This is a genomic window from Citrobacter sp. UYEF32 (assembly GCF_040546205.1).
Classification (GTDB): domain Bacteria; phylum Pseudomonadota; class Gammaproteobacteria; order Enterobacterales; family Enterobacteriaceae; genus Phytobacter; species Phytobacter diazotrophicus.
Map to the genome: position 1 here is coordinate 89,918 of NZ_JBEPNI010000004.1, position 17,431 is coordinate 107,348.

At 49.1% G+C, this 17,431-nt stretch carries 10 protein-coding genes; 8 read left to right on the forward strand and 2 right to left on the reverse strand.

Translation table 11 applies throughout. The annotated features are described in order from the left end of the window. Window positions 1-6 precede the first annotated feature (6 nt). Genes ABIB59_RS11900 through ABIB59_RS11915 form a run of 4 tightly spaced genes read left to right on the forward strand, consistent with a single transcriptional unit; the run spans window position 7 to window position 10,078 of the window. Entirely contained in the window at window positions 7-2,802 is a 2,796-nt protein-coding gene (locus tag ABIB59_RS11900; RefSeq protein WP_354035567.1) for a hypothetical protein, read from the forward strand. After that, on the forward strand, window positions 2,802-7,013 hold the full coding sequence (locus ABIB59_RS11905; protein ID WP_354035569.1) for a DEAD/DEAH box helicase family protein: 4,212 nt from the start codon (window positions 2,802-2,804) through the stop codon (window positions 7,011-7,013). The genes ABIB59_RS11900 and ABIB59_RS11905 overlap by 1 nt, the downstream gene beginning before the upstream one ends. Before the next feature lies 1 nt (window position 7,014). Next, a complete protein-coding gene (locus tag ABIB59_RS11910; RefSeq protein ID WP_354035571.1) occupies window positions 7,015-9,240 on the forward strand; it encodes a DUF8724 domain-containing protein in 2,226 nt (741 codons plus the stop codon). Then, on the forward strand, window positions 9,221-10,078 hold the full coding sequence (locus ABIB59_RS11915; RefSeq protein ID WP_354035573.1) for a phospholipase D-like domain-containing protein: 858 nt from the start codon (window positions 9,221-9,223) through the stop codon (window positions 10,076-10,078). The genes ABIB59_RS11910 and ABIB59_RS11915 overlap by 20 nt, the downstream gene beginning before the upstream one ends. 71 nt (window positions 10,079-10,149) lie before the next feature. Here ABIB59_RS11915 and ABIB59_RS11920 read toward each other — a convergent pair whose 3' ends face one another. Beyond that, window positions 10,150-11,424, reverse strand: a complete 1,275-nt coding sequence (locus tag ABIB59_RS11920) for a tyrosine-type recombinase/integrase (RefSeq protein ID WP_354035575.1) — start codon at window positions 11,422-11,424, stop codon at window positions 10,150-10,152. Between the two features lie 216 nt (window positions 11,425-11,640). Between ABIB59_RS11920 and mutS the strand changes: the two genes are divergently transcribed. Both mutS and ABIB59_RS11930 read left to right on the forward strand, forming a co-directional pair. After that, window positions 11,641-14,202 (forward strand): DNA mismatch repair protein MutS, encoded by a 2,562-nt coding sequence (gene mutS / locus ABIB59_RS11925; RefSeq protein ID WP_354035577.1) that lies wholly within the window; start codon window positions 11,641-11,643, stop codon window positions 14,200-14,202. A 137-nt stretch (window positions 14,203-14,339) separates the two neighbouring features. Then, window positions 14,340-14,768, forward strand: coding sequence for an OsmC family protein (locus ABIB59_RS11930; RefSeq protein ID WP_039077674.1), 429 nt, complete (start codon window positions 14,340-14,342; stop codon window positions 14,766-14,768). A 59-nt stretch (window positions 14,769-14,827) separates the two neighbouring features. On the opposite strand, the gene ABIB59_RS11935 is transcribed toward ABIB59_RS11930, so the two are convergent. Then, window positions 14,828-15,232: a MarR family winged helix-turn-helix transcriptional regulator gene (locus tag ABIB59_RS11935; protein ID WP_039077675.1), complete on the reverse strand. Its 405-nt coding sequence runs from the start codon at window positions 15,230-15,232 to the stop codon at window positions 14,828-14,830. A gap of 171 nt (window positions 15,233-15,403) precedes the next feature. Between ABIB59_RS11935 and ABIB59_RS11940 the strand changes: the two genes are divergently transcribed. Next, window positions 15,404-16,006 carry a non-oxidative hydroxyarylic acid decarboxylases subunit B gene (locus ABIB59_RS11940; protein ID WP_354035580.1) on the forward strand — a complete coding sequence of 201 codons (603 nt, stop codon included), beginning with the start codon at window positions 15,404-15,406 and terminating at the stop codon, window positions 16,004-16,006. Further along, the gene (locus tag ABIB59_RS11945; RefSeq protein ID WP_354035582.1) at window positions 15,996-17,423 is read left to right on the forward strand and encodes a non-oxidative hydroxyarylic acid decarboxylases subunit C; all 1,428 of its coding nucleotides are present in this window, start codon (window positions 15,996-15,998) and stop codon (window positions 17,421-17,423) included. The genes ABIB59_RS11940 and ABIB59_RS11945 overlap by 11 nt, the downstream gene beginning before the upstream one ends. Window positions 17,424-17,431 lie beyond the last annotated feature (8 nt).

The following is a 17,431-nucleotide window of genomic DNA, read 5'->3' on the forward strand; positions in this document are numbered from 1 at the left end:
GTAGTTTTGAAGCCAAGATTCAAGGAAACTAGAAGACGACTCAGCGAGCTCCTGGAAAAACAAAGAACCAGGCGAGAAAAACTTGCGGGATTTGATAATCGAAAAAGGGTTACATGTTCAAAAACTACTAACAAGCCTGAGACTCTTCTACCACAGCCAGAGTCTGTTTCTTATCTACAAGCTTTAGAGCCGACAACCATCGAGCAGCGCTCACGTGCTGCACTAATTCCTATATATCAAGACGGTGATATACAGGAGAGTGATATTTCGTCTGCTTTGATTGCTCTCTCAGATTTATATCTACATGCTGCACAATACCGCTCACGCCACATAGCAATGGTATGGCCTGCATCGTTCAATAACCTGACTCTTATTCATGCCCTAGCCACCCTCGCTCGCTGGCATGAGGGAGATAAACAAGGAGTTCGGGGTCTTCTATTCCCTATAAAAAATAATGTATTCCATCGACTCAACCATCTCCACTTCGACCGATTATCCCTGTTAAATATTGCCAGAAATTTGGCTGAGAACAAAGACAATCCGAAAGTCACGCATTCAATGCCAGACAAGGATGCGTTTCTATTTTCATTAAATGACCGATGTTTTCAACAGGAATCGCCAAAGCCTTTCAATCCAGCTATTGGTGAATTACTACCATTGTTTATGGCCACTCCCATGAGTACCCGCTGGGAAGCCTGCGACTCACGACTTCTTGCTTTTATACGAGCGAAGCTTACTAGACGATCACACGCTAATGCATTAAAAATGAATTGTTCGGTTATCGGTGATCCGGGCACTGCACCTGACGCGCTTTTCTCCTTGGATGGGAGGATGTCGGAGAAAGAGCTCCGTAAGGCCTGTCAACAGCTTGCTAAGTTGGGTAAGCCGGAAGTGGTTATGGTTCAAGCCACGCGAAATGTACGTAACGAAGCATCAAATTGGAAGGCTCGCTTAGCCCGCTTTTGCCTTATGCTCGAAGAGGTTTTAGAACCTTGTCCGGGAATTGTCGTCGTTACAGACGAACCGCATGCTGCATATCGTTTAAAGAACGAACTATGGGAAAGGAACAAAAAAAGTGCCCCGAAATACCGGTGGCATACTCCATTCGAATTCAAGGTCATCGGTATTCCTAGCGCTGTTGGCGCTGACGGGCTCCTTCCACCAGGATGCTCCGAGAGCGTTTATCCTACCTTCCGTGAATTTGATATCTGCATTGTGGATGCAGATGCAGCTAAGGTAGCTAACAAGCTTTTTCGTATCGCTAGTAAATTGTCTGTCGGAAGGAATGAGGCTAAGCCACTTTTTGAAGCAGCCTCCTTTATCTCACGTCTTGCCGCATTACCTTGCGGTGTTAGGCACATGTCCGAGTATCTTGCTGGCCAAGATATTTCGGAACGTACTCGGAAAGCCTTCGACTGGCCGATGCATATGGCTGCTGTTCAAGAATTCGATCGTAGTTTCGGTGTTGTAGGTAATCACCATGTTTTAATGGAAAATCTTAACCACGGTACTAAGCTCTTTGGAAATTATTACAACGCAACTCCTTTTGCTCATAAGCTAGCTGCAATTATTGCGAATGTAACTACTAACAATCAAAACATAGCGATAGTATTCACCAATGCACTTTATTTGCGCTTGGCTGAGCGTTTCTTTGTAGATTATGACCAATTTCCATCTGGCGTCACTTATGAGCAGTTGCGCAAACGTATATGTTTAATACCTGCAACTAAGCTAGAAGAACAACTAGAAAATCTGCAAAGCTCCACGATTGTTTTTGCTGGACTCAACGAGGATTCTCTTCGCTTACTGCTGACTGATAATCGAATTCCCGAGCGCCTTTTACTCCTTTTGACACTTCGGGCAGGTCAATATCTTCGTGCAACACTCAAGCCAATTGTTGAAGAGATGTTAGAATTCCAAGGCTACAGCCCACGTATTAAATCCATATTATCACAACTAAATGATTTGCCTGAAGATGCCTCTATTCTTTCTACTGGCAACTACATGCTGCCCACCTTTCGAATTGAGTTATCGTCTGAGCTCTCATCGAACGAGCATTCGATATCACCCCATTCGTGGATCATCCGTTTCGATAACGAGGTGACGCATTACCGCCGTGATACATCTGAAGTATATGTCTACGATCCGGCTTCGCAATATGCTACAGATGCAGGATTTAGATCTAGTCCAGTTCGTTTTCTGAATATCGGTGATAAAGTCTTCGTCATGTCAGCAGAGTTACGAGAGGTTGTTGAACAGACCCTACAAGATGCCGGGATAGCTATTCAATCTGACAAGACGTTCGAATCAGCTCTCCGCAGCTACCATGAACGGGTACAAAGATGCCTTGAGCAGCGATTCGCACAACTTACTGTAGCTGATAAAGTTCGTGCTATTCGCGAGGAAATGCTGATATTTGATGGGGGCTTGGAAGGTCGATTACCCGATGAGCAGTCTATGCGTCATTGGATTGATCTCGGGCATTCCCCAGAGACACCATTTGAGAAGCTGAGGCCGCAAGCACCAAGAGAAGAAGCAGTCTTCAGAGCATTCGCTCAGGTACTTGGCTTTTCTGAATTGGAAGCTGCGTATCAATGGCAGCGAGTAATCACTGCTGTGCGAACTTCTCGCCGACTGGATGGGCGACATGTCTCCGATATCTATGCCTATATGCTCTTACAACCTGAGTCAGCGATGGTTCATTCGGGTATCAAACGGCATACCATTAATAAGTTGTTCGCAATGGCACGTGAGAGCGTGGCCACTATAGAGCATATTAGTCCAATAAAGGAGTTAAGCTGATGAGCATGTCCGTCTTGCGTACCGACCCAGCAAATCCCGACGAAATCTCCTCTACGCTAAAAGAGGCCGTAGTTGACAGCTTGCTAAATCAAACTTATGCGCAGCTTAGCGGTCAGGGGCCTACAGGAAAGTATCTTTTTGGAGCTCGACCGAGGGCACTGCTTAACTCCGGTTTTTTGTTACCACAACGTAATATAACTGGCGATGATGAAGTAACTTCGCCTATTTGGATTTCGTCACATGGATTACAAATGCAACTTAATACCGTAACCTCAACGGTAATTAAGATTCAACCCCAGCTAAGCCTCTATGTGCGCGTACTGCCCAATACCGAAGACCTTAAACGTCCGAATTGTAGACCAGTTTTCTTGTTGCGTCGGTCAATAGTCGAAGAAATCAAGAAGGAACGTAATCAGCGGCTTGATGATGAATGGGAAAAAGTTAAAGGAACATGTACCTCGAAATGGAAGCACCCTGATTGGACAAGTATTAGAGCCAAAGTCATTGATGATGTATATGTAGCTAAAGGGATCCCCCGGAATCTTCTGACTACAGACGGTACACAAAAAGGTACTGATATTGGGGATGCCATAAACGAAGATGCTGACATTGCAGGCGAGAGCGTGATGGAAGGGATCCTCGTCCAAGCAAGCGGTGAGCTTCCTATTAAAGACGAGCACTTTCAACCACTCTCCATTCCACATAAATGGATGAGGCTTGAGATGCAACTCCCTATGCTATCTCTTGATACCGCCAAGAGCCGCGATGAACTCCAGCATGATCTCAATGACCATGCTGCACAAATGAACGAAGCTGTAGCCAAAAGGCTTCAAGAATGGGCTCAAAGTGGCGAACCTAATATGGGGGGGAAAGCATGGGGCTATCGCCATAATCTGATGGTTCCGGCAAGTCAATATCACAACTGGGCATCTTTCCTCGATTTGGCTCGTAATTCTAATTCACATATTGCGATGCCACAAATAGAGCTAATGTGGAATCTTGAATTATTACCTGACTGGTTAGAACCTTCGAAACGCAGCTTTTTCATAGCGCTAGAAAATATCAGCAAAATGCCGCAGCATTTTGGCGAAGAGACTGAAGAATCAATATTTCTTGTGTCACTTCAAGTGCAATTACCAAAATCACTTCATCATCCACTCAAGCTCGAGCGCATTGATCCGTCATATCGGTATAATAAGTATTTAACCTATCCTGCAATGGGCCATAACTGTGGTGTTATTGAAAGACAGTCTGATTCTTCGCAGCGATTATTCGAGACAACCTGGACGCCTCGCTATACACAGCCGAGAATTATACCTACAAGTATTAGTGACGTTCAGAGAAAAATGCGCTCGCTTGCTCAACCTGACGGGCTAGATGGTTTGTCACATCTTGTCCTCGCTATGCAAGAGTGGCTGGAGAAAATCCCCTCTCAAGTCACTCTAGATGAAGGGCTAGATTCATCCGATACAGCGAGTATCGTTCGCGAAAAGAATGCCTTCCAGAAAGACCATCAAAAGTGGACATCTGAGATGAAGGCTATCGAAGTTGGCTTACAGTGTCTTCGCGAGTCACGTGACACATGGCGAAAACGTGGCAGTCAGGAAGATCGGAGAGCAATAGTATACGAGGCTTGGTTAGCCATGAATGAAGCGATGGCAAACTTTATGATGGATCGCTTTCAAAAGGATGATAATGAATGGCGTCTTTTCCAAATAGCCTTCATCATTGCCAACGTTCCAGCAATTGCTTCACGTATACAAGAGTTCTCTCACTTCTATGACGAGCGTCGTGATGATGCAGTTACGTTATTATATTTTGCAACTGGTGGTGGCAAATCTGAGGCGTTTTTTGGGCTTCTGGTCTTCAATCTGATGCTCGATCGTCTGCGCGGTAAGCTCAGAGGCGTAACAGCTCTTATTCGTTATCCATTGAGGCTGTTGACGATTCAACAAGCACAACGCTGTGCTCGAGTGCTGGCACATAGTGAGCGTATGCGCAATCGCTATTCTTATGGCGGAGACAAATTTTCAATCGGTTTTTGGGTTGGTAGCGGAGGCTCGCCTAACAGACATAATGCTAAAGGGGTGAAAAGTATTCCTTCGGTATCAGAGGTATCTCCCTCTATTCAGGATGAGTTATTGCTACGCGAGAACGATAGCAAATATATGGCATCCATGCGTGCTTGGCGCAAATTACCTAGATGCCCATTCTGTGGAGGGGAAACTGCTCTTCGTTTATTTTTGGAATACCGAGACCAGACTCTAGGACATGTCTGTACAAATATTCAGTGCGATTCCAACGCTGGACAGTGGAAACCGCTGCCTTTTTACATCGTTGATGAGGACATCTATGACTTGTCCCCCTCAGTGTTACTCGGCACAGTCGATAAACTAGCACTAATCGGGCATTCAAATCATACAATTCGTAGGATCTATGGCATGTTTGGGGCTGCTCCATGGGTAAACCCCATCAACGGACGGTTATATATACCAAAGGATAACCGTGAACTCGTGGCTGGACCTGCTGCTAAAAACATGGAAGGTGTGTACCCTGCATACGAGACAGGTAAGCAAATCTTTCAAGACCCATTCCCGAGTCTCATTATTCAGGATGAAGCTCACCTACTAGACGAATCACTCGGGACGTTTGCGGGTTTGTTCGAGTCCACGTTAGACACAGTCTTCAAATATTTAGCCAAACCACTTAAAGATCAGGTGTCGGTAGATAAGCGAGGCCAAAGACGCCGAGCTAAGATCATTGCAGCATCAGCAACTGTATCTGCCCCCGAAAGGCAACTTGAACATCTTTACCAACGTTCGATTCCAGCCACTCAATTCCCAGAGCCGGGGCCGTCCTTGTACGAGTCCTTCTATGCAAAACCTGCACGATCAAACGAAGAGCAACGCAAAAATCATCCAGATATCGAAGTGGCGAGCCAACAAGCACGGGTATATACCGCCTTTATGACCAACGGGAAGCCGCATACTTCCACCAGTGTAGCAGTGCTGTCTGGGTTTCATCTTACAATCACTAGGCTTTTTGATAGCTTGGTGAATGGTAGCCCTACCCAATTCCAGTCAGCTCAACAGAGCTTGATAGACCATATTTCGAAAGGGCCGCTTGAGCAACTTCACAAACAAGCTTTATTGGCAGCAAATGCTTCCCAGCTAGCCACATTAATTGACCTGCATAGAATCGCTCTTACCTACGTCACTAATAAAAAGGGCGGAGATCAAATTATGGCAGCTGAAGCCGAAGAGACCCGCAAGCGCCATCTCAACGAGAGTATTGAACTGAGAGGGCTCGATACCCGTCTTATCACTGGGTCAGTGGAGCAGGGGGAGATCCAAGCTGTCGTAGATACAGCGCAACACCGCGTGGCTCCCGGCCAACCGTTTCCACCGATTCGAGAGCAACTGCGCTCAGTAATAGCTACATCAGCCATTTCCCATGGTGTTGATGTCGATGAGTTTAACTCCATGTTTTTTGCAGGTATGCCTTCTGATATTGCGGAGTATATCCAAGCCTCATCACGCGTTGGCCGTACACATATCGGTTTTGTGGTTTTGGTACCAACCCCCCAACGTCGTCGCGACCGCCACATAGTGCAAATATTCGATATATTCCACCGATTCCTAGAACGAATGGTACAACCAGCAGCTATCGATCGATGGGCAGAGCGAGCTGTCGAACGGGTTTTCCCTAGCCTTCTGCAGGCCTACTTGTTAGGTGTAGTACCTAGTTGCAAGCTGATTCAGCTACCTGAAGATAAGAAAGACCATACACCTGACTTTAGTTACATACCTAATGTACGTAAGGAATATATGGCTAGAGGTGATGCGTTCATCGCGGAAATAGATCAGTTTATTGAGTTAGCCATCGGATTGCAGGGCACATTTTCGCCCGAGGGAGAGGAGTATTATCGTGCCCGAATTGATCACAAAGTCCATGAACTTATTGCTAATACGTGGAGTAGTCCGGTTTGGGGAAACGGTTATATGGAAGGTTACTTTAACGCTCAGACGGATCTGATGCTCAAACCTATGACATCACTGCGTGATGTTGATCAGGGAGGGGTCATCCAGGCTTCCATTCGTGACGAAGGCGGGAAAACCCAAACTTCTTCTGAAGTTCAGCAGATAATGGATCTTATCCGTCACGGTGTGGCCAAAAATGAAGGTTCAAATAACGCTCAGGTGGGGAATTGATATGGCAATTCGAAGAAATTTCTTGAGCAATGAAGATGAAGAAAAAACACTCAGCGCACCGATGATGACACGCTCCCGAGGACAACTCGGTTCCGCATATGCGCCAGGTTCTTTTTTTACATTCGAAGGTGGGCTAGGTGCGTGCATTTCATTGCCTGACTTTTCGGCGACAGTCGATGACGCACCTATTCATACAGTTACTAAGTCACAAATCCTTCTGAGACTTCAGGAGGTTTGGCAAAGTTGGTTCGCGCGGGCCTACGAGGTGGGTACAAATGATAGACAAATCGAACCTCGCCAATGCATCGATGAAGCTCTACTCAGAGGTGCTACCATAGCTCCTCTAGGCGTAGACCGATTGGCATTTCTTAGCCCGCTTCGTATGGGTTACGCTCCAGCACCATTGACCTTTGTTTGTAATAAATGTCACCTTTTTAGGCGCTTCGAATCAGTGCACGACTTATCACAGAACATTGGCCGTCTGCATAATTGCATTTGCACCGCAGCTGATGACAAAAGGCCGTGCCAGTGGAGGCAGCTTGACGTTGTCTTCGTACACTGGTCGGGTGAATGGATGCCTGCCACCCCTGGTCGATGGGAATGGGATGATAACAAGAAAGAATTGAGGCTCTCCGGCGAGCAATGCAGCCTATGTGGCAAGGGAGATTTCAAGCTTAATACTGACTCTCCTAGAATCGGGCAATGGCATTTCTATTGCGCTAACCCGAAATGTGGTCATAAGGGATCTGATGAATGGCGGCAGAATGATAGATTCACCACAGAGGTGTTCAGAGACTCAGCCGGAAATCGAATGAGTGAGCGTCGTATGGAACCTATTTCATACCGAGCTTCTTCGACTTTCTATGCACAATCAGAACAATTCGTTCTTTTTCCCGAGTCGGAGCACCAACTAATCGAGATGTTAGAACCACAACGACACTCTGAACTATCTGCTTTTATCGGCAAGCATTTTCGGTTTGAAGGAGAGGAACTGTCTCCTGCGGAAATGAAGGCATCTTTACTGGCGGCAGGAAAAGTTGGCGAATGGGAATCATATGAAACTTTTTCGAGACTGCGTGACCAAGCTCAAAGCTTGAGTGACAAGGGTTTACAGGATATAGCAGAAAAAGAACTTAAGAAGCTCGTTGACCGGTGGTTATCCAGCACTCCACCACTCATACGGCCGCATGTTGACTTGCCACCTATGGTTATTTCACAACTTGCCATGCGCGACGAGTATACCAGTCGCTTCGATCCTTTCGTACTAACGATAGAGCATGAAGCTCTAAATCGGAGTAAGCTCTCAGCCCCATCACATGGTGGGCGAGCGAAATTTGTACGCTTTAATCATTTAGACAATGATTTGGCACCAAAAGACATTAATCATAAGGCAACTCAAGAGGCTGAAACTCAAAATTTAATGTCCAAGCTTGGCATTATCGATCTTGGGTTGATTCGTGAATTCGACCTGTGTCGATTCACCCATGGCTATACAAGAGTAAGTGCAACCCCGACAATGGAGAAACGTAACCAACTCATGCCAGTTCGCTTGAGATTATTTGAGCCGCTACGTAACGGCAAGCGGCCCATTTACGTCGTAACGCAGGCCAACGAGGCGTTGTATGTACGTTTAGACCAAAGTGCAGTATATAAATGGTTAAGTGCTGTCGGGGTTGTGGACTTGCCTGAATGGGACGAAAGAGAAAAAGTCAAACTTGGTGGAAAAATATTGGAAGTTGCACAACCTTTCGGGCGTTATTTCTCCCTTTTAAAATCAGGAGATGCAACTACATACCGCTATGTATATACCTTACTACATAGTTACGCCCATATGTTCATGAAGAATGTTGCTGAACTCTCTGGTATAGATCTTGGCTCTATGGGTGAGTATATTTTTCCTCTTGATTTGGCATTTGTTGTATATCGCAATGGTACGACAATGGATTTGGGTAACCTTTCTTCGCTCTGGCGTAATGAAAATAACAGGTTTCTATCGCGCTTACTTGAGGCTTCATCCCATCGCTGCAATTCAGGGCGACTGTGTGATACAGCTGGTGGGGCTTGCCCTGATTGTATCATGATCCCTGAGACATCTTGCCTAGCACAGAATCAATTGTTGTCTCGCGCAGTCCTGAGAGGGGGACCGCCGCCGCGTGAGGATGCAACACATAAGGGCAGGAGAATTCCCGGTTTTCTTGAGGTAGTAAATGAAAACAATGCAGGTTGAACTGTTGAACGTGTTCGACATGCTGGCTCCTTACTGCGAAGTGAGCGCAAGACTATGTGAAGAGGCAGGTCTAGGCGCGCTAGATAATCCAATAGAGCTGCATGCTTTATGTACGCTGCTTGATTTACCACTGGCGCGTTCTGCCGACCTTGAGCGCGCTTTAATTGCAGGACAAAGCTGTGGGCTTTTCGAAAAAGCGACTTTTCTCACTTGGAGAGTAAAAAAACGAGCTCTTGCACAAGAAGTAGCACCTTTACTTATGGGAACGAAGCTGTATTGTTCTCGCGTTCATCAAGATGCAAACATCGTTGATGTCGTGTTGACCAGGCCTCCATCACCAAGCCATATTTCGGAACAACTCGAAAATATGTTTCAAAATTATCGGAGCTTTAGAGATACCAAGCAACTATTACCAGTAATTGCTGAGTCGGCACGTAAATCTTTTGGGGTGATGACTCCATTTATTGATAACGTTGGAGCACAAATAGTTTTAAACCTATTCAAACTTACACAAGCCCCTGATAAGTATTTGATATTGCGAACTAATAGGTACGGTGAACCCCCATCTGCTTTAGCAACTGTCGGAGAGGAGCTATCTAGGCTCGGAGTATCGGTGGTTAATTTCCACTTAGATCGCTCTGATGCAATAGGAAACGAGACATTCCATGCCAAGGTTATTTTAGCAGATGACTCGGCGGCCTATGTGGGGTCGTCCAATATGAATCAATGGTCATTCGCATACTCACTTGAACTTGGTTTACATGTGCGAGGAGAGGCTGCCGCTAAAATTGCAACAGTGATACAGGCCGTCAGAGAAGTGTCGCTCCCAATGATATAATTAAATCGCCACGGATAATCTAGACACTTCTGAGCCGTTGACTCTGAGGTGTCTGTTAAACCTGCGGCGATTCAGCTTTCAAGATAATCAGCCCAAATCTGCAGCCATTTTTTACACTCTGCATCATACTTGTAGAGGTTATAAATCCCTTCCACACCGCCTTTTGTATGCCCCAGAATAGCCTCAGCCACTTCGTTAGGACATTGAAGCCGCGATAGCCCGGTACGTACAGTCCGCCGTAAATCATGCGGTGTCCAGCTCGGTATATCTAACATTTGACCGGATTCACGTAAGCGCCAGGCATTCTCTGTCAGATACTTTTGCTGGATTGGTCGTCTTGTTCGTGTAGACGGAAAAAGGTAGGTGTCCGAGTTGAGGCGGAGCACTTTTAGAAAATCTATAGCCTGTGTAGATAGCTGAACGTAACGTTCCACGCCTGTTTTAGTCTCTCTCAGGTGTATCGTACCCTTCTCCAGATCAACATCCTTCCACGCCATGTTACAGACCTCACCGGTGCGGCAACCTGTCCACAAGGTCAGACGAAGCACGTTTTTGATTGTCGGTGAAAAGGCAGAACCCGGAAGCCACTGGAGAAACTTTTTAAGCTCAGCTTCACTCAGCACACGCGTACCACGATTATTGGTAAGCTTGATTCGAGTCTGACGGAGGCTGGACTTTGCCAACAGCGCGGGATTAGCAAAACTGGCATCAAAACGCCCCAGACCAATAGCGAACTCGTAGGCCAATGAGAGCTCCCGTAGAACGTTACCGGCTTGCACTTTTGCTCCTCTGGCGACAATGCCATTGATTAGCGTAATCACGTCATTGCGTGTGATTTCAGCGGCATTACGATCGCCCAGCTTATCTACCGCATCGGCATACAGTGTTCTGCGCACTTCATACTGGCCTTTCTTCTTCCGGGCCCCCGGAATGATTTTGCCATCCTTAGTTTTGCGATCCTCAATGCGCTCAGTCAGGTAGAGCTCAACTAATCCCTGCACAGTTAATTCAGGTACTTTGGCCTGTTCAGCTTCGATTGCACGGAGTTGCTTTTCCTGTTTAAGTTCTGATGCAGGACACCGACCTTCCTGACGGAGGAGCTTTAATTCGTTGAGTTTAAGACGTGCAGCGGCGAGAGAAGTCTGCGGGAAGTTGCCAATTTTGACCTGAGCAAGTTTTCCTGTCACAGGGCTCGTGTAACGGTAGAAAAAAGACTTAACACCAGTAGCACCACAGGAGACACGTAAACCACGATTTTCGCCAATATCAGCTTTATCTTTGTCACCTGGTTTCATCATTTCTATCGCTTTAAACGACAGTGGCTTTGCCTCTTGTTTTCCTGCCATAAAGACTCCGTTATCATGCTCCCTACGCATTTATGAAAAAAATGTAGGTTGTGCTGTAAGTAGCCACATTTTACCAGGCTATAGGTTGGCAAGCTACACTTTAACCTACATTTAAATGTAGGATTTCATGAGATCCAATGAGACAAAGTGAAACTCAATGAGAACAACAAATATCACTAACTCATTAAAATTTAAGAAAATGGACATCCTAAACTGATGAGTACACTAGAGAATTTCGACGCACATACGCCAATGATGCAGCAGTATCTGAAACTGAAAGCGCAGCATCCGGATATCCTGCTCTTCTATCGCATGGGCGACTTTTACGAGCTGTTTTATGACGATGCGAAACGCGCATCTCAGTTGATGGACATCTCGTTGACGAAACGCGGCGCTTCCGCAGGTGAACCCATCCCGATGGCCGGGGTGCCGCATCACGCGGTAGAGAACTATCTGGCAAAACTGGTCAGCCTGGGTGAATCGGTCGCCATTTGCGAGCAAATCGGCGATCCGGCCACTAGCAAAGGACCAGTTGAGCGCAAAGTGGTGCGTATCGTCACCCCCGGCACCATCAGCGACGAAGCGTTATTGCAGGAGCGTCAGGATAACTTGCTGGCGGCCATCTGGCAGGACAGCAAAGGGTTTGGCTATGCCACGCTGGATATTAGCTCCGGGCGTTTTCGCGTCAGTGAACCCGCCGACCGTGAAACCATGGCGGCAGAACTGCAGCGCACTAACCCCGCTGAGCTGCTCTATGCCGAAGACTTCGCCGAAACATCGCTGATTGAAGGTCGTCGTGGCCTGCGTCGTCGCCCACTATGGGAATTTGAAATCGACACCGCACGCCAGCAGCTCAATCTGCAATTTGGTACCCGCGATCTGGTTGGCTTTGGTGTGGAAAATGCCCCGCGCGGCCTCTGCGCTGCGGGTTGTCTGTTGCAGTATGTCAAAGATACCCAGCGCACCGCCCTGCCCCACATTCGTTCCATCACCATGGAGCGCCAGCAGGACAGCATCATTATGGATGCCGCCACGCGCCGCAATCTGGAAATTACCCAGAACCTGGCAGGCGGTATCGAAAACACCCTCGCATCCGTGCTCGACTGCACGGTCACGCCGATGGGCAGCCGTATGCTCAAACGCTGGCTGCATATGCCGGTACGCGATACCAAAACCCTTCTGGAACGTCAGCAGACCATTGGCGCATTGCAGGAAAACACCGGCGAATTGCAGCCAGTACTGCGTCAGGTTGGCGATCTGGAACGTATTCTTGCCCGTCTGGCACTGCGAACCGCCAGACCCCGCGACCTCGCGCGCATGCGCCATGCGTTCCAGCAACTGCCGGAGCTGCGCGCCCAACTGGCGCAGGTAAAGAGCGAACCGGTGCAAAACCTGCGGGAAAAAATGGGTGAGTTTACGGAGCTACGTGAACTGCTGGAACGCGCCATCATTGATGCCCCGCCGGTGCTGGTGCGCGATGGCGGCGTTATCGCGCCGGGGTACAACGCCGAGCTCGATGAGTGGCGAGCGCTGGCAGACGGCGCAACGGACTACCTCGACAGGCTGGAAATTCGCGAGCGCGAAAAGCTCGGTCTCGATACCCTTAAAGTCGGCTATAACGCCGTACACGGCTATTACATTCAGATTAGCCGCGGGCAGAGCCATCTTGCCCCCATTCACTATGTTCGCCGTCAGACGCTTAAAAATGCTGAGCGCTACATTATTCCTGAACTGAAAGAGTATGAAGACAAGGTTCTGACCTCAAAAGGCAAAGCGCTGGCGCTGGAAAAACAGCTTTATGATGAACTGTTCGACAAATTGCTTCCACACCTTGGCGATTTGCAGCAGAGCGCCACGGCGCTGGCAGAGCTGGACGTGCTGGTCAACCTGGCAGAGCGTGCGGACACGCTGAACTACTGCTGTCCGACATTCAGCGATAAACCGGGTATCCGTATTGTTGAAGGCCGTCACCCGGTCGTGGAGCGTGTGCTCAATGAGCCGTTTATCGCCAACCCCTTGAACCTTTCGCCCCAGCGCAGGATGCTAATCATTACCGGGCCGAATATGGGTGGTAAAAGTACCTACATGCGCCAGACGGCGCTGATCGCGTTGCTGGCCTATATTGGCAGCTACGTTCCGGCGCAGAAGGTGGAAATTGGCCCTATTGATCGCATCTTTACGCGTGTGGGCGCGGCAGATGATCTGGCAAGCGGGCGGTCGACCTTTATGGTGGAGATGACCGAAACGGCCAATATCCTGCATAACGCTACGGAAAACAGCCTGGTGCTGATGGATGAAATTGGTCGCGGCACCTCTACCTACGACGGTCTGTCGCTGGCCTGGGCCTGTGCAGAGAATCTGGCCAATAAAATCAAAGCATTGACGTTGTTCGCCACCCACTATTTCGAACTGACCCAGTTGCCAGAAAAAATGGAAGGCGTGGCCAATGTCCATCTTGACGCACTGGAACATGGCGACACCATCGCCTTTATGCACAGCGTGCAGGATGGTGCGGCGAGCAAAAGCTATGGTCTGGCGGTTGCCGCACTGGCAGGTGTTCCTAAAGAGGTGATCAAGCGCGCGCGTGGAAAATTGCGCGAGCTGGAAAGCCTGTCGCCGAGTGCCGGCGCCACGCAGATTGATGGTACGCAGATGTCACTGTTAGCCATACCGGAAGAGACCAGCCCGGCAATGGAAGCGCTGGAAAATCTGGACCCCGATTCCCTCACGCCGCGTCAGGCGCTTGAGTGGATTTACCGCCTGAAAAGCCTCGTCTAACTCCCCCGGCCCGCAATGACCTTGCGGGCCATGCTTTATCGAATAATTTCCCCGAATGCCAGGCAAGCCCGATATCGGCTTCTATACTTTTTATTTGTCTCGACTGATTTCTCTCAATAATGAAAAGGAACCATGCTATGGCAATTCACAAGAAAGGGCAGGCTCACTGGGAAGGTGATCTGAAACGTGGGAAAGGGACTGTTTCAACAGAAAGCGGTGCCCTTAAAGAACTTCCTTATGGCTTCAACACCCGTTTCGAAGGCGTTCAGGGGACTAACCCGGAAGAGCTGATCGGCGCGGCACATGCGGCCTGTTTCTCAATGGCGCTTTCGCTCATTCTGGGCGAAGTAGGCTACACGGCAGATAGTATCGACACAACGGCAACCGTCACGCTGGACCAGGTTGACGGCGGGTTCGCGATTACCAAAGTCGCCCTGAAAAGTGCGGTAAAAGTACCGGGTGCCGACCCTGCTAAATTTGATGAAGCCATTCAGAAAGCCAAAGCCGGTTGTCCGGTATCGAAAGTATTAAATGCGGAAATCTCGCTGGAATACACGCTGAACTAATACGTCGTATTTTGCAGGAAACACTCCGTCCGGTTTGTTTCCTGCCCTTCCCTACTGACTCAGCGCATCATCCGACGAACAAGCTGCGTGAATTGCTCACGTTCTTCCTCGCTTAACTTGCCAAGAAACTCTGCGTCCACGCCATTACCCACCGGGATGCTCGCTTTCAGCACCGCTTCACCTTCCTCGGTCAAAAATAAAAAACGGCGTCGTTTATCGTCCGGATCGTGCTCACGGCGGACCAGACCACGCGTCTCCATACGGCTGAGCATTTCCGCGAGGGTCGCTTTCGTGCTGACCGCCACCTCCGTCAGGGCGACCTGTTCAATACCGGGATTTTCGGCAATAGAACGCATCACCGCATATTGTGGTTTGGTCAGTTCCGGCAGTACCTGTTGCCAGCGCGCCGTGTGCTGCTGAAATAGCTGACGTAGCAGGTGAAAGGCCTCTTTTCTTAACTCCATGAATGCTCCGTTATGGGTTTCTCCTCCCTATGATAGCCATTAACTTGCCGAATTTTAACGCGACTTTTTTTAGCAAAAAATGCGCATGTATACGAACAATCTTGTCTGTGACGATCCTCAGGAGTAGGTTATTTCAAAACGTTCGCATACGAACAATGATTGAGGTGGTGAATGAAACTGATAATCGGGATGACGGGGGCAACCGGCGCACCATTAGGCGTGGCGTTATTGCAGGCGCTACAGGAGATGCCAGAGGTTGAAACTCATCTGGTGATGTCGAAGTGGGCGAAAACCACTATTGAACTGGAAACGCCCTGGACTGCCCGCGAAGTGGCGGCACTGGCTGATGTCACTCATAACCCGGCCGATCAGGCAGCCACTATCTCCTCAGGCTCGTTTCGCACCGACGGCATGATAATTATTCCCTGCAGCATGAAAACGCTGGCAGGTATCCGTGCGGGCTACGCCGAAGGGCTGGTCGGTCGCGCCGCCGATGTGGTGCTCAAAGAGGGCCGCAAACTGGTGCTCGTCCCGCGTGAAATGCCGCTTAGCACCATTCATTTAGAAAATATGTTAGCGCTTTCCCGCATGGGGGTGGCGATGGTCCCTCCCATGCCCGCGTATTACAACCATCCGCAGACTGTTGATGACATTACCCAGCATATCGTGGCCCGCGTGCTCGATCAGTTTGGTCTGGAGCACAGCAGAGCACGCCGTTGGGAGGGCCTGCAGGCGGCACAGCATTTTTCACAGGAGAAAGAATATGGCTTTTGATGATTTACGAAGCTTCTTGCAGACCCTTGATGATCAGGGGCAACTGCTGAAAATCAGTGAAGAGGTTAACGCCGAGCCAGATATTGCGGCGGCGGCCAATGCCACCGGGCGTATCGGCGACGGCGCGCCTGCACTGTGGTTCGATAATATTCGCGGCTTTACCGATGCGCGCGTGGCAATGAACACCATTGGTTCCTGGCAGAATCATGCGATCTCTATGGGGTTGCCATCGAACACGCCAGTTAAAAAGCAGATTGACGAGTTTATCCGCCGCTGGGATACCTTCCCTGTCGCACCGGAGCGCCGTGCAAATCCGCTTTGGGCGGAAAATACTGTCGATGGTGAAGAGATTAACCTGTTCGACATCCTGCCGCTGTTTCGTCTGAACGATGGTGATGGCGGTTTCTATCTTGATAAAGCGTGCGTTGTCTCCCGCGATCCGGTCGATCCTGACCATTTTGGTAAGCAAAACGTCGGCATCTACCGTATGGAAGTGAAAGGCAAACGCAAACTGGGCCTGCAGCCGGTGCCGATGCACGACATTGCGCTACATCTGCATAAAGCGGAGGAGCGTGGCGAAGACTTACCGGTTGCGATCACGCTCGGGAACGATCCAATCATCACCCTGATGGGTGCCACGCCGCTGAAATACGATCAGTCTGAATACGAAATGGCCGGGGCGCTGCGCGAAAGTCCTTACCCCATCGCCACCGCGCCGCTCACCGGTTTTGATGTACCGTGGGGCTCGGAAGTGATCCTCGAAGGGGTTATCGAGGGGCGTAAACGCGAAATCGAAGGCCCCTTCGGCGAATTTACCGGTCACTATTCCGGTGGACGCAATATGACGGTCGTGCGTATCGATAAAGTCTCTTATCGCACAAAACCGATTTTTGAATCGCTTTACCTGGGTATGCCGTGGACTGAAATCGACTACCTGATTGGCCCGGCGACCTGCGTCCCCCTGTATCAACAGTTAAAAGCGGAGTTCCCGGAAGTGCAGGCTGTGAATGCCATGTACACCCACGGCCTGCTGGCCATCATCTCCACCAAAAAACGCTACGGCGGTTTTGCCCGCGCGGTGGGCCTGCGCGCCATGACCACGCCGCATGGCCTGGGCTATGTAAAAATGGTCATTATGGTCGATGAAGACGTTGATCCGTTCAACCTGCCGCAGGTGATGTGGGCGCTGTCGTCAAAAGTGAACCCGGCAGGCGATCTTGTGCAGTTACCGAATATGTCGGTACTGGAGCTGGACCCAGGCTCAAGCCCGGCAGGCATTACCGACAAACTGATTATCGACGCGACGACGCCGGTCGCACCGGATACGCGCGGTCACTACAGCCAACCGGTACAGGATCTCCCTGAAACCAAAGAGTGGGTTGAAAAACTGACCGCCATGCTGGCCGCACGTAAATAAGGAGAAGA

Coding starts and splice junctions, on each gene's coding strand:
- ABIB59_RS11915 (WP_354035573.1), top strand. CDS start 9,221: ATGAAAACAATGCAGGTTGAACTGTTGAACGTGTTCGACATGCTGGCT.
- ABIB59_RS11920 (WP_354035575.1), bottom strand. CDS start 11,424: ATGGCAGGAAAACAAGAGGCAAAGCCACTGTCGTTTAAAGCGATAGAA.
- ABIB59_RS11945 (WP_354035582.1), top strand. CDS start 15,996: ATGGCTTTTGATGATTTACGAAGCTTCTTGCAGACCCTTGATGATCAG.
- ABIB59_RS11935 (WP_039077675.1), bottom strand. CDS start 15,232: ATGGAGTTAAGAAAAGAGGCCTTTCACCTGCTACGTCAGCTATTTCAG.
- mutS (WP_354035577.1), top strand. CDS start 11,641: ATGAGTACACTAGAGAATTTCGACGCACATACGCCAATGATGCAGCAG.
- ABIB59_RS11910 (WP_354035571.1), top strand. CDS start 7,015: ATGGCAATTCGAAGAAATTTCTTGAGCAATGAAGATGAAGAAAAAACA.
- ABIB59_RS11930 (WP_039077674.1), top strand. CDS start 14,340: ATGGCAATTCACAAGAAAGGGCAGGCTCACTGGGAAGGTGATCTGAAA.
- ABIB59_RS11905 (WP_354035569.1), top strand. CDS start 2,802: ATGAGCATGTCCGTCTTGCGTACCGACCCAGCAAATCCCGACGAAATC.
- ABIB59_RS11940 (WP_354035580.1), top strand. CDS start 15,404: ATGAAACTGATAATCGGGATGACGGGGGCAACCGGCGCACCATTAGGC.